Source organism: Nocardioides sp. P4_G10 (assembly GCF_056401175.1).
The window spans coordinates 662,994-675,778 of record NZ_JBFUJV010000001.1; the positions used below are offsets into that span (position 1 = coordinate 662,994).

Genomic DNA, 12,785 nt, shown 5'->3' on the forward strand with positions numbered 1-12,785 from the left:
GCCGTCATTCTGCCCGTGTGACCGAGGCCACGGCCCGCCGGGCCGAGCCGATCACCGCGGGGATGCCGACACCGTCGTACGCCGCCCCGCAGACCGCGAGGCCCGGCTGTCCCTCGACGGCCGCGCGAATCCGCGCGACCCGGTCGAGGTGGCCGACGGCGTACTGCGGCAGCGCGCCGCCCCACCGCTGGACGTGGGTGTCGACCGGCCGGGCGGTGATGCCCGCCATCGCGGCGAGGTCGGCGAGGGACACCCGCACCAGCCCTTCGTCACCGGCCTGGAGGGTGGCCTCCTCGCGGTGGCGTCCGAGCGAGGTGCGGAGCACCACGACGTCGGGGTCGAGGTCCCGCACCCACGCCCACTTGGCGAAGGAGAAGGTCGAGGCCTTGATGGTGCGGCGCTCGACGGGCGGYACGAGGAACCCGGAGCGGTCGAACAACGTGTCGGGAACGTCCTGGGCCCGGAAGGCCAGCGTGACGACGGCGACGCTGGCGGCCTCCACCGCGGCGAGCTCCGCCGCGGCGTCCGGAAGCACGTCGCCGAGCAGGCGGGCGGTCGCCGCGGCGGGGGTGGCGAGCACGACCGCGTCGGCCTCGATGGCCTCGGCGCTCGTGGTCGGGCCGACGGTCAACGCCCAGCCCGACGGCGTACGACGCAGCGCGCGGACGGTCGCCGAGGTGCGCACCTCGAAGCCACCACCATCGGCGACCAGCGCGGGCAGTCGGCCCATCCCGCCGGGCAGGGCCGCGAAGACCGGGGCGACCGAGGCCGGCACGCCGGAGGCCTGCTCGAGGAGACTGCCGCGGCGCGCCATGGAGAGCAGCTGCGGCACGGCCGCGGCGGCCGAGATGCGGTGGGCGTGGCCGGCGTACACGCCTCCGAGCAGCGGCTCGACGAGGCGGTCGACGAGCTCGTCGCCGAGCCGTGCGGCGACCAGGTCTCCGACCGAGACGTCGTCGCCGACGGGAGTGGCGGCCTCTGTGCTCGCCCGGGCCAGGCCCTCGGGGCTGAGCACGCCGCTGGCGGCGAGCTGGTCGAGGTCGAAGGGGACGCCCATCAGCGAGCGCGGCATCATCCGCAGGGACCCGCGCGACCACACCGCCGACGTCGCAGGCGTCGGGTGGACCACCTCGGCGCCGAGCTCCTCGGCGAGCGCCAGCCCCTCGGGGCGGCGGGCGAGCATCGCCTCGGCGCCGACGTCAACGGTCAGCCCGGCGACCTCGGCGCTGCGGAGCTTGCCGCCGACCTGGGGCGAGCCTTCCAGCAGCAGGACGTCACGGCCCGTGGCGGCGATGCTGCGAGCCGCGACCAGACCGGCGATCCCGCCACCCACGACCACCGCGTCACGCCTCACGCCACCACCCTGCCAGAGGGGGTGACGACGCTCGGGCGCGCCCTAGGCTGCACCCATGGAGTCCCACGGAGCCGCCGACCGGATCGCGGTGATGATCGATGCCGACAACACGCGACCGGCCTACGCCGACGAGGTGCTGGGCGAGGTCGCGAAGTACGGCGACCCGACCATCCGGCGCGTCTATGGCGACTGGACCAACCCGCACCTCACCCAGTGGGCGCGCAAGCTCAACCGACTCGGGCTGCGCGCGATGCACCAGAACGCCTACACGTCCGGCAAGAACTCCACCGACCTCGCGCTCGTGATCGACGCGATGGACCTGCTGTACGACGGCAACGTCGAGGCGTTCGCGCTGGTCACCAGCGACAGCGACTTCACCAGCCTCGCCCACCGGCTGCGCGAGTCGGGCAAGAAGGTCTACGTGCTCGGGGAGAACAAGGCGCCGGAGTCGCTGCGCAACGCGTGCGACAAGTTCATCGACCTCGCCGTGGTCGCCGACCGGCCGGGCGAGGGCGAGGACACCGACGACACCGACGACGACACCGACGACGGCAGCGGGACGGACGCCCCCTCGATCAACCTGCAGAGCGCGCTCACCCGCGCGGTCAACGCGGTCTCCGACGACGAGGGCTGGGCGCTCCTCCCCGCCCTGGGCAACCAGCTGATCCGCACCCACCCGTCCTTCGACGCGCGCAACTTCGCCGGCCCGGGTGCGCGGCTGAGCACCCTCATCACCGCCCAGCCCTACCTGGAGACCTCCGGCAACGGCAACGCGCTGCGGGTGCGGCTCAAGGGCCGCAAGCCGGCCGGCCGGAAGACGGCCGACAAGAAGGCGACCGACAAGAAGGTGCCCGACAAGAAGGTGCCCGACAAGGAGGCGCCCACTGAGGCGGCGCCCCAGGCTGCGCCGCCGAAGGTCACCACCACCAAGCGCACGGCGAAGCGGGCGCCGAGCAAGAAGGCCTGACGCGTCACAGTTGCGTCACGGCCGGAACCGGCCCGCGCGGCGGCGGCGTCGGACGGCCATGACCCTCACCGCGACCCGCTCCCGCACCGCGGGACTCCTCACCGCCCTCACCATGACGGCCCTGCTGGCCGCCTGCTCCGCCGACGACAGCGGCAGCGACGCCGTCTCCGGGGACGTCTCGGGCGAGACGTCCAGCGAGACGTCCAGCGGCTCGTCCGGGAGCTCGTCCGGGAGCTCGTCCGGGAGCTCGGCCGGGAGCCCGGACGCCGGCGGCTCGTCGGCCGACTCCACCGGGTCGTCCGACGCGTCGAGCGGGCAGGACGGCCCGACCGCCCCGGAGCTGCAGCGCTCGGTCATCTCCAACGGCACCGTCTCGCTCGCCGGGGAGGACGTCCGGGCGACCCGCCAGGACGTGCAGCGCGTCGTCGACGCGCAGGGCGGCGAGATCACCGACGAGACCACCGAGACCGACTCCGAGGGCGACACCTCCTACGTGCGGATGGTGGTGCGGGTGCCAAGCCGGAAGTTCGGCGAGACGATGTCCGCGCTGGAGCAGGTCGGGGTGCTGCGCTCCTCCGACCGCGGCTCCGAGGACGTCACCACCCAGGTCATCGACAACGGCGCCCGCGTCCGGGCGCAGGAGGCCAGCCTGCGCCGCGTGGAGCTGCTGCTCGCCGACGCCCGCGACCTCAAGGACGTCATCTGGATCGAGTCGCAGCTCACCGGCCGGCAGGCCGAGCTGGACTCCCTGAAGTCCCAGCAGTCGTGGCTGGCCGACCAGACGTCGCTGTCGACCATCACCGTCGACATCTCCACCCACCAGGTCGTCGAGGACGAGCCCGAGGAGGAGAGGCCGACGGGATTCCTCGCCGGGCTCGACGGTGGCTCGAAGGCCATGGGGACGCTGTTCACCATCGTGACCACGATGGTCGGCGCGCTGCTGCCCTTCGCCGCGGTCGCCCTCGTGCTCGGGCTGCCGGTCTGGCTCGTCGTACGACGTCGCCGGACCGCCGTGTCGCGGACGCCCGCCGCGTAGACGCGCGGACATGACCCGTCCCACGCCTGCGGCGCCAGGCGTGGGACGGGAGTCCGGCCGAGGGTTCTGTCCGCGTGTCTACGCGTCAGCCAGTGTGCACCCTCAGGCCGGGACGCGCTCGGGTACGGGCTCCAGCATCGGGTCGGCGCTGTCGAGCCCGCGGCCGCGGGTCTCGGGCAGGAACCGCGCGCAGGTCAGCGAGACCACGGCGACCGCCACGTTGTAGGTCGCGACCCACCACAGGGTCCCGTCACCGCGGGTGACCAGCCACGCCGCGATGAGCGGCGTCAGCCCGGACGCGAGGATGCCGGAGACCTGGTAGAGCGTGCTGAGGGCCGTGTAGCGGTAGCGGGTGTCGAACAGCTCGGACCAGAAGGCTGCGAGCGGCCCGTAGACCGTGCCGTAGATGACGCCGAGGCCGACGACGAAGACGAGCGAGATGGCCCAGCGGTTCTCGGTCTGCACCAGGAAGGCCGCCGGGAAGGCGAACAGCAGGCCGATCCAGGCCCCCACCCGGTAGACCGGCTTGCGCCCGACGCGGTCGCTGAGGGCGCCGGCGATCGGCACGAGCACGACACCGAGCGCCGCCCCGACGAGGATCGCGTCCAGCGCCCAGCTGCGCGGCAGCTCGAGGTTGGTCGCGACGTAGGCGAGCAGGTAGACCGAGAAGAAGTTGAAGGTGAAGCCCTCGATGTAGCGCGTGCCCATGCCGAGCAGCAGCGGCCGCGGCTGCTCGCGCAGCAGGTCGCGCAGCGGCAGCTTCGAGATCTCCTTGCGCTCCTGGACCTTGGCGAACTCCGGGGTCTCCATGACGGAGAGGCGGATGTAGGCACCGATGCCGAGCAGAGCGATGCTCACCAGGAAGCAGGCGCGCCAGCCCCAGGCCAGGAAGGCCTCCTCGGGCAGCATCCCCGCCAGCGAGAAGGCGCCGGCGGCCAGGACGAGCCCGCCGGGCACGCCGATGTGGGCGAAGCTGCCGTAGAAGCCGCGGCGCCCGGCCGGGGCGTACTCCACGGCGAGCAGCACGGCGCCGCCGTACTCGCCGCCCACGCCGATGCCCTGCAGCACCCGCAGCAGCACGAGGGCGATCGGCGCCCAGACGCCGATCTGGTCGTAGGTCGGCAGCATGCCGATGAGCGCGGTGCCGACACCCATGATGACCAGGGTCAGCAGGAGCATCTGCTTGCGCCCGATGCGGTCGCCGTAGTGGCCGAAGATCAGGCCGCCGATCGGTCGGGCGAAGAACCCGACGGCGAAGGTCGCGAAGGCCGCGAACTGCGCGGCCGGTCCGTCCAGGCCGTTGAAGTAGAGCTTGTCGAAGACCACCGCGGCGGCCGTGCCGTAGAGGAAGAAGTCGTACCACTCGATCGTGGCGCCGACCGCCGAGGCGAGGGCGACGCGGCGCGGGGACGGGGGTACGTCGGCGGCCGCGCCGGTGTGCTTGTTCCTCATGCCGCGTCCTCCGCGCCGTCGCGAGCCGTCGAGCCCGACTCGCGGGCACCCCGGTCGACCTCGGCGCCGTTGATCCGGCCGTCGAGGCGTGAGGGGTCGAGGTCGTCGCGGTGCAGCTTGGCGAACGTCGAGCGGTGGAACACGAGCGGGTGCTCGCCGCCTCCCGCGCCGACCTCGTGCACCTCGAGCAGCACGATGACGTGGTCGCCGGCGACGACCTCCTCGTGCAGCGAGCAGTCGTAGGTCGCGACGGCCTCGTCGAGCAGCACCGCTCCGTTGCCGGTGACCTTGAACGGCAGGCCGGCGAAGCGATCCTCGCGCGGGCCGGCCAGCTGCCGGCACACCGCGTCGTGGTGGTCGGCCAGCACGCTGATGCCGAGGTGCTCGGCCTCGCGCAGCAGCGGCCAGGTGGAGCTCGAGGTGGCGATGGAGAACGACACGAGGGGCGGGTCGATGCTCACGGAGGTGAACGACGACGCGGCGATCCCGGTGAGCTGTCCCTTCACCGACGCCGCGACGGCGACGACCCCGGAGGGGAAGGCGCCGAAGGCGTCGCGCAGGGCGCGCTGGTCGATGGCCGGGACGGACGTGTCGCGGGACTGGGCGTGTGCGGTCATGCGGACGACACCTCCAGGGAGGGGGTGGGAGCGGGCAGGGTCGGCAGGAGCTGCTGCGCGCTGGCGAACCACGCGTCGTACGTCTCGGGCCGGTCGTGCTCGGAGTCGAGGACGTAGAGCCCGCGCGTCGGCACGGACGCGCCCAGCTCGACGAGGAGCGGGCGGAGCCCGTGCTCGGTGGCGAGCGAGTGGACCGGTGACGCGCCGAGCATCAGCGGGATCGCGGTCACGCCGCCGAGCCCCTGGTGCGGGAAGCGGTCGAGGAACGCCTTGAGCAGCCCGGTGTAGGTCGCCTTGTAGGTCGGGCTGGCGACGACCACCACCAGGCTGGAGGCGACCTCCTCGACCAGCTCGGTGACGCGTGGCGCACCCCAGTCGAAGAGCTCCGAGGCGTGGTCGGCGAGATCGACCACGAGGTCGGCGCCGCCGAGCCGGTCGGCGAGGATCAGCGCGGACTCGTACGTGCGCGAGCGTGGCTTGGGGTTGCCGACCACGACGGCGACTCTCGCACTGCCCTTGGGGTCCCCGCGGCGTTGTTCGGGGGAGCGAAGCGGAGGAGAAGAAGGTCGTGGGGTACTCATGAGGCGGCCCGCTGGCCGCCGAACGGCACTGACGCGCTGGCAGCGACCGGGGCCGGGTTGGTCCACAGGCCCCGCTTCGCCAGCACCGGGAGCACGCCCTCACCGAAGTGGTAGGCGCCCTCGAGGTGCGGATAGGCCGAGAGGACGAACTCCTCGATGCCGAGCGCGGCGTACTCCTCGATCCGGTCGGCCACCTCCTCGTGGCTGCCGACGAGCGCGGTGCCGGCCCCGCCGCGGACCAGGCCGACGCCGGCCCAGACGTTGGGGTGGATCTCCAGGCCGTCACGCGAGCCGTTGTTGAGGGCGAGCATGTTCTGCTGGCCGACGGACTCCGACCTCTTCAGGCCCTCCTGCACGCGGCGGATCTCGGCGTCGTCGATGCCCTCGAGCAGGCGGTCGGCCTCGGCCCACGCCTCCTCGGAGGTGTCCCGGTTGATGGTGTGCATGCGGATGCCGAAACGCACCTCGCGCCCCTGCTGCTCGGCGAGCTCACGGATCCACGCGATCTTCTTCGCCACGGCGGCCGGCGGCTCGCCCCAGGTGAGGTAGACGTCGGCGTGCTTCGCGGCCACCAAGCCGGCGGCCGGCGAGGAGCCACCGAAGTAGATGCCCGGGACCGGGTCGGGCAGCTGCTGGAGGCGCGCCTGCTCCACCCGCAGGTGACGGCCGGCGAAGGTGACCTCGTCACCGGTCCACAACCGGCGGACGATCTCGAGGAACTCGTCGCAGCGCTCGTAGCGCGCGTCCTTGTCGAGGAAGTCACCGTAGGCGCGCTGCTCGTGGGACTCGCCCCCGGTCACCACGTTGAGCAGCAACCGGCCGCCGGAGAGGTTCTGGAAGGTCGCGGCCATCTGGGCGGCCAGCGTCGGCGAGGTCATTCCCGGCCGGAAGGCGACGAGGAACTTGAGCCGCTCCGACAGTGGCGCCAGCATCGCGGTGGTCAGCCACGCGTCCTCGCACCAGGCGCCGGTCGGGGTGAGCGCGGCCTCGAAGCCGAGCTGCTCGGCGCTGCGGGCGATCTGCCCGAGGTAGGGGACGCTCGCAGGGCGTCCGCCGGCGCCGTGGGAGACGCCGTGGCCGCCGCTGACGACCTGCCGGCCGTCGCCGCCGTTGGTGGGCAGGAACCAGTGGAACTTCATCGATGATCCTTTCGCGGGGTCAGAGCTGGCCGTGGTTGGGCGGCGGCGTGCCGTCGGCGACGTACCTGCCGAGGTGCTGCACCTTCCAGGCGGCCGGGTCGTGCAGGGTGTGGGTGCGGGCGTTGCGCCAGTGGCGGTCGAGGTTGAGCGAGTCGAGCGCCGAGCGGGTGCCGGAGACCTCGAAGAGCCGGCTCGACACCTCGACGGACACCCGCGCGGAGTGGGCTCGTACGGCGGCCACGGCCAGGCTCGCGGTCGCCGCGCTGTCGGCGGTGAGGTCGGCGTCGGCCGCGTCGACGGCCCGGGCGGCCTCGCGCAGCAGCGCCTCCGAGGCGCGTACGTCGAGCTCCATCTCGCCGAGCGCCTGCACGACCAGCGGGTCGTCGGCCGCCCGGTCCACGCCGGCGTCCGGGTAGGGACGCGACGTGGTCCGGACGAACTCGGCGGCCTCCGTGAGCGCCGCGCGGGCGATGCCGACGTCGAGGGCGGCGTGCAGCACCTGCGCGAAGGCGCCGTAGGTCTGCGGGCCCTCGAAGGTCAGGTGGTAGGGCGTGATCCTGTCGGTGGTCACCTCGACCTGGTCCAGCTGAACGGTGCCGCTGGCCGTGGTGCGCTGGCCCATGCCGTCCCAGTCGTCGGTGACGCTGACGCCGGGGGCCTGGCGCTCGACCCAGGCCACGTGGAGCGGGCCGGTGCCGGGAGCGGCCAGCGTGTCCTGTCGGGCGAGCACCGGGATCCAGTCGGCGAAGAGCGCGCCGGTGCTGTAGCCCTTGGTGCCGCTGAGCGTCCAGCGCCCGTTGCCGGCCGGCGTGAGCGTGGTGCGGATGTCGCGGACGTGCTTGGTGCCGACCTCGGACTGCGCGTTGCCGAACCGCTTGCCGGTCAGCACCTCGCGGAAGAAGAACCACCGCTGCTCACGCGTGCCCTGGTGCCGCAGCGCGTTGACGTACACGAAGTGGCTGTGCGGCACCTGGGCCACGCTCGGGTCGCCGGTCGCGAGGATGCGGAACACCTCGGCCAGCGTCTCGACCGGGAGCCCGGCGCCACCGTGCTCGGTCGGCACCGTGACCGCGAGCAGGCCCGAGGCCGAGAGGCGGTCCAGCTCGAGCCCGGGGAGCAGGCGGTCGCGGTCGCGCTCGAGCGACGTGGCGGCGAGCCCGGTGGCGATCTCCGTGGCGACCGCGATCGCCTCGTCGTGGGACAGCACCGGGACGGCCCCGACCTCCGGGACGACGGCAACGCTCATCTCTCCTCCAACACAAACTCTATAGATCTTGTAGACAAAGGTAGCAGCGACGATGCCCCATCCGTGGACCGACGTCGCGCGGGGATGTCGAGGGGGTGGAAGGTGGCGCCTTGCAGGCAACGCAAGGCACCGCCCCCACCCCCTCCGGGGCCGGTGCGTGACCGGTCGGTCTCAGCCGGCGGCGTCGCCCTGGCGGGGCCGCGTGTCGTCCCAGTCCTGGCGACGGCGCGTCCCGCCGATCGACCAGGCGTACGGCGGCGGCGTGCCGTTGACGATGTGCGCGCCGACGACCCGGGCCTTGAGGATGCGCGGGTTGTGCGAGGCGACCGTCCGGGCGTTGCGCCAGTGGCGGTCGAGCGCGAGGGGCCGGGCGGTCGCGGAGGCACCCAGCGCGTCGAAGAGGTCGGAGGTGGCCCGCAGGACCAGCTCGGAGACCGCGACCTGGGCGGTGGACGACTCGATCTCGCTCGTCTCGACGAGGGCCGCGATCTCCTCGGCGCTCGCGAGGGGCGCGTCGGCGACGGCCTGGATGCTGCCTGCCACCCGCAAGGTGGCGGCCTCGGCGGCGTAGACCGCTGCGGCGATCCCGCCGACCAGTGCCAGCACCTGGGCGTCGTCGCGCACCCGCGGCGCGTTGGCGTGGGAGAAGTTGCGGGTGCGCTTCTGCACGGCGTCGACCACGTCGCGGAGCGCCGCCTTGGCGATGCCGGTGAGCGTGGCGAGGAGGTTCAGCTGGTAGAACGCGGTCTGGTAGGGGAACCGGTCCTCGAACGGCAGCACGTGGTCGGCCGGGACGCCGACGTTGTCGAACGTCGTCGTGCCGCTACCGGTGCCCTTCTGGCCGAAGCCGTTCCAGTCGTCGACGGTGCGCACGCCCGGGTCGCGGGTGTCGACGAGTGCGATCGCCGTGGGGTCCTCCACCTCGTCGGGGTGCCCGGGCAGCGCCAGGCGCGCGTGCACGTCGGTCCACTCCGCGAAGATCGTGCCGGTCGTGTAGTACTTCGTGCCGTCGAGCCGGTAGGACCCGTCGGCCCGCGGGCGCAGGACGGTGCGTGGCAGGTCGATGTCGGACCCGACCTCGGACCATGCATTGCCGGCCATCTCGCCGGCGACGAACCGGTCGAACCACACCCGCTGGTCGCTCGTGCGGGCGTGGTGCCACAGCCGGTCCTCGACCAGGGCGAAGTGCCCGCGGAAGGCCTGCGGCAGGTTGGCGTCGACGGCGGCGAGCTCGATCCACAGCCGGGCGAGGCCGACGAGGTCCAGCCCGCCGCCGCCGGACGCGGCCGGCACGCGCAGCGCACCGAAGCCCTCGGACTTGAGCAGGCGGACCGCCTCGACGGGCAGCTCTCCGTCCACCTCGCGCTGGAGGGCGCCCTCGGAGATGGACGCGAAGACCGCGCTCCAGTCGGTGGACCGGGGGTCGGTCGCGGAGTCGATCCGGCGTTGGGTGGGCCGGACACGCAGGGTGGTCATGGGTGAGTTCCTCCCGTTTTGTATAGTTACTTAGTAGACTTTAGGGAATCGACGTCGCGGACACGAACTCCCGGTAGCAGGTTTTGCCGTCCACCCCGCGACCCGACCGACCCGACAGCCCCACCCAGACAGCCAGACCAGACCCCCCGGCAGGAGCAGAGCGTGCGGATCGAACAGCTGGAGTACCTCGCGGCGGTGACCGAGCACGGCTCGCTGCGCCGCGCGAGCGAGGCGATGCACATCTCCCAGCCGGCGCTGAGCGAGGCGGTGACCAAGCTGGAGAAGGAGCTGGGCACGACGCTGCTCGACCGCCGCCGCACCGGGTCGCGGATCAGCCGGCAGGGACTCGACCTGCTCCAGAACATGACCGAGGTCCTCGAGGCGGTCGACCGGCTGCGCCAGGCCGCGGGCCAGCAGTCCGCCCGCCGGCGCGACCTGCGCATCGGCACGGTCGTCACCGCCTCAGCCAGCCTCCTCGCCCCTGCCCTGCGGGACCTGCACGCCCGCCACGGCTCGGGCGGCGTCGAGGTCGTCAACGGTCGGCAGGTCGACATCCAGCAGGGTCTCGCCGAGGGATCGCTCGACCTGGGCCTGGTCAACGTCCTGCCCGGCGACGAGGTGCCGCCGACGCTCGTCGCCGACCGGCTCATCGAGGGCACGCCGGTCGCCTGCCTCCCCGTCGGGCACCCGCTGACCGCCAAGGAGCGGGTCACCGTGGACGACCTCCGCGCCGAACCGCACGTCCTCATGCGCCCCGGGTTCGTGATGCACCGCTACGCGCACCGCCTCTTCGCCGGCAGCCTGCCGGGCACGACGTACGCCACCGACGGGGCCGAGATGGGCAAGGCCATGGTGGCCGCCGGGCTCGGCATCTCGGTGCTGCCCGACTTCTCGATCGTCGCCGACCCGCTCGTCGAGGCGGGCGTGCTCACCACGCGTCCCATCCAGACCGACCAGACGACGGTGACGCTGCTGATGCTGCGCCGCCGGGCCGAGCGGGTGCCCGAGCCGCTGCGCGACCTGCAGCGGGCACTGGTGCGCCAGGCCCGGATCTACCTGTCCTCGGTCGAGCTGCCGGCCACCGCGTCCGACCCCGCCACCGAGACCCCGGCCGAGCTGGTCGCGGAACTGGTCGCGGACCTGACGCCGGTGACGCCCATCAGCCTCGGCGAGGCTAGAAGCCGTGCACGAACTCGGTCAGCGCCGTGAGCTGACCCGGGTCGGTCGAGGGGATGACGCCGTGACCGAGGTTGAAGATGTGGCCCTTGGCGCGCCGCCCGGCCTCGATGATCTCGGCCGCCCGCGCGGTCATCACCTCGGTGGGCGCGAAGACCAGGGTCGGGTCGAGGTTGCCCTGCACCGCCCGGTCGCCGACCAGCGGGATCGCGTGCTCCAGCGGCGTACGCCAGTCGACACCGACCACGTCGGCGCCGGCCTCGCCCATCAGGCCGAGCAGGTTGCTGGTGCCGACGCCGAAGTGGATCCGCGGCACGCCGAGCTCGCCCGCCGCGGCGAGCACCCGCTCGGAGTGCGGCATGACGGAGGCGCGGTAGTCGGCCGGGGTGAGGGCACCGGCCCACGAGTCGAAGAGCTGCACGGCCGAGGCCCCGGCCTCGACCTGGATGCGGAGGTAGGCCGCGGCGATGCCGGCGATCTTGCGCATCAGCGCGTCCCACACGTCGGGGGCGCCGAACATCATCGCCTTCGTCTTCGCGTGCTCCTTCGACGGCCCGCCCTCGACGAGGTACGACGCCACGGTGAAGGGCGCCCCGGCGAAGCCGATCAGCGGTGTGGCGCCGAGCTCGGCGACGAGCTGGCGCACGGCCTGCGAGATGTAGGGGACGTGCTCGTCGGTGAGGTCGGGGATGGCCTCGACGTCGGCCATGGTGCGCACCGGTGAGGCCACGACCGGGCCGACACCCGGCTTGATGTCGAGGTCGACGCCGACCGCCTTGAGCGGCAGCACGATGTCGGAGAAGAAGATGGCCGCGTCCACGCCGTAGCGGCGTACGGGCTGCAGGGTGATCTCGGTGACCAGGTCGGCGTCCATGCAGGACTCCAGCATCCCGATGCCCTCGCGCACCTTGAGGTACTCCGGCAGGGAGCGACCCGCCTGACGCATGAACCAGACCGGGGTGTGGGACGGCACCTCGCCACGCGCCGCCGCGAGGAAGGGGCTCTGGGCCAGTCCGGGATGGGGCGTGCGCACAGCGTCGGTCACCCGCGAATCTTCGCAGGTCAGGCGGCGTGGCGGCACATCGGCGGAGCCGGGCGCTGGCCTACTCTGACCTCATGGTGGCCCGTCACGAGACCCACCCGGGCAACGCTCCCGCGGCTGGGCCCGCGGAGTTCCGCGCGGCTGTGGAGTCCATGCGTCGGGCCTCGCTGCGCCCGGAGGTCCTCTGCGAGGAGATGCCCGCGCCGCAGCGGATCGCGCCGTGGTCGTCGGCACTGAGCGGCGACGTCACGGTCGACGAGGAGGACCTCGGCACCGGGCGGCTGATCCTGCTTCACGACCCCGCCGGCAACGACGCCTGGGACGGCACCTTCCGCTGCGTGGCCTACGCCCGCGCCGACATCGACCCCGAGCTCGGCTCCGACCCGATGCTGGCCGCCGTCGGCTGGTCGTGGCTGGTCGAGGCGCTCGACGCCCACGGTGCCGGCCACCACGCCGCGTCCGGCACCGTCACGTGCGTCACCACCGAGAGCTTCGGCGGGATGGCCGACGAGACCGGCACCGCCCAGGTCGAGATCCGCGCCTCGTGGACGCCCGACGTCGACGAGGACGGCGGGCTCGACATGACCGCCCACGTCGAGGCGTGGGGCGAGCTGATGTGCACCGCCGTCGGGCTGCCGCCGGTGCCCGAGGGCGTGACGGCCATCCCCAGCCGACGCGGGCAGCGCGGCACCTGACCCG

General features: G+C 73.0%; 12 protein-coding genes. 4 read left to right on the forward strand and 8 right to left on the reverse strand.

Annotated features, from left to right (window positions below; genetic code table 11):
• Nucleotides 1-4: 4 nt before the first annotated feature.
• Complete coding sequence (locus AC1DP1_RS03150) at nucleotides 5-1,354, reverse strand: protoporphyrinogen/coproporphyrinogen oxidase (protein ID WP_477505599.1); 1,350 nt, start codon at nucleotides 1,352-1,354, stop codon at nucleotides 5-7.
• Between the two features lie 55 nt (nucleotides 1,355-1,409).
• Here AC1DP1_RS03150 and AC1DP1_RS03155 point away from each other — a divergent pair, with 55 nt between their 5' ends.
• Both AC1DP1_RS03155 and AC1DP1_RS03160 read left to right on the forward strand, forming a co-directional pair.
• The gene (locus AC1DP1_RS03155; protein ID WP_477505600.1) at nucleotides 1,410-2,321 is read left to right on the forward strand and encodes an NYN domain-containing protein; all 912 of its coding nucleotides are present in this window, start codon (nucleotides 1,410-1,412) and stop codon (nucleotides 2,319-2,321) included.
• Between the two features lie 58 nt (nucleotides 2,322-2,379).
• Nucleotides 2,380-3,357: a DUF4349 domain-containing protein gene (locus AC1DP1_RS03160; protein WP_477505601.1), complete on the forward strand. Its 978-nt coding sequence runs from the start codon at nucleotides 2,380-2,382 to the stop codon at nucleotides 3,355-3,357.
• A 102-nt stretch (nucleotides 3,358-3,459) separates the two neighbouring features.
• Here the strand turns inward: AC1DP1_RS03160 and AC1DP1_RS03165 are convergent, their stop codons facing one another.
• The 6 genes from AC1DP1_RS03165 to AC1DP1_RS03190 all read right to left on the reverse strand — a co-directional run bounded on the left by AC1DP1_RS03165 (nucleotide 3,460) and on the right by AC1DP1_RS03190 (nucleotide 9,868).
• Nucleotides 3,460-4,809, reverse strand: coding sequence for an MFS transporter (locus AC1DP1_RS03165; protein ID WP_477505602.1), 1,350 nt, complete (start codon nucleotides 4,807-4,809; stop codon nucleotides 3,460-3,462).
• Nucleotides 4,806-5,426 (reverse strand): flavin reductase family protein, encoded by a 621-nt coding sequence (locus AC1DP1_RS03170; protein WP_457187239.1) that lies wholly within the window; start codon nucleotides 5,424-5,426, stop codon nucleotides 4,806-4,808. The genes AC1DP1_RS03165 and AC1DP1_RS03170 overlap by 4 nt, the downstream gene beginning before the upstream one ends.
• Nucleotides 5,423-5,920 carry an NADPH-dependent FMN reductase gene (locus tag AC1DP1_RS03175; protein WP_457187237.1) on the reverse strand — a complete coding sequence of 166 codons (498 nt, stop codon included), beginning with the start codon at nucleotides 5,918-5,920 and terminating at the stop codon, nucleotides 5,423-5,425. The genes AC1DP1_RS03170 and AC1DP1_RS03175 overlap by 4 nt, the downstream gene beginning before the upstream one ends.
• 83 nt (nucleotides 5,921-6,003) lie before the next feature.
• Entirely contained in the window at nucleotides 6,004-7,146 is a 1,143-nt protein-coding gene (locus tag AC1DP1_RS03180; protein WP_457187235.1) for an LLM class flavin-dependent oxidoreductase, read from the reverse strand.
• 19 nt (nucleotides 7,147-7,165) lie between these two features.
• Nucleotides 7,166-8,392: an SfnB family sulfur acquisition oxidoreductase gene (locus AC1DP1_RS03185; RefSeq protein ID WP_477505603.1), complete on the reverse strand. Its 1,227-nt coding sequence runs from the start codon at nucleotides 8,390-8,392 to the stop codon at nucleotides 7,166-7,168.
• A gap of 171 nt (nucleotides 8,393-8,563) precedes the next feature.
• Complete coding sequence (locus tag AC1DP1_RS03190; protein ID WP_477505604.1) at nucleotides 8,564-9,868, reverse strand: acyl-CoA dehydrogenase family protein; 1,305 nt, start codon at nucleotides 9,866-9,868, stop codon at nucleotides 8,564-8,566.
• Between the two features lie 162 nt (nucleotides 9,869-10,030).
• On the opposite strand from AC1DP1_RS03190, the gene AC1DP1_RS03195 reads away from it, so the two are divergent.
• On the forward strand, nucleotides 10,031-11,077 hold the full coding sequence (locus AC1DP1_RS03195; RefSeq protein ID WP_457187229.1) for a LysR family transcriptional regulator: 1,047 nt from the start codon (nucleotides 10,031-10,033) through the stop codon (nucleotides 11,075-11,077).
• Here AC1DP1_RS03195 and hemE read toward each other — a convergent pair.
• Nucleotides 11,043-12,089, reverse strand: a complete 1,047-nt coding sequence (hemE, locus tag AC1DP1_RS03200) for a uroporphyrinogen decarboxylase (RefSeq protein WP_477505605.1) — start codon at nucleotides 12,087-12,089, stop codon at nucleotides 11,043-11,045. The two genes, AC1DP1_RS03195 and hemE, sit on opposite strands and share 35 nt — an antisense overlap.
• 71 nt (nucleotides 12,090-12,160) lie before the next feature.
• On the opposite strand from hemE, the gene AC1DP1_RS03205 reads away from it, so the two are divergent.
• Nucleotides 12,161-12,781 carry a DUF3000 domain-containing protein gene (locus tag AC1DP1_RS03205; protein WP_477505606.1) on the forward strand — a complete coding sequence of 207 codons (621 nt, stop codon included), beginning with the start codon at nucleotides 12,161-12,163 and terminating at the stop codon, nucleotides 12,779-12,781.
• The last annotated feature ends 4 nt before the right edge of the window (nucleotides 12,782-12,785 follow it).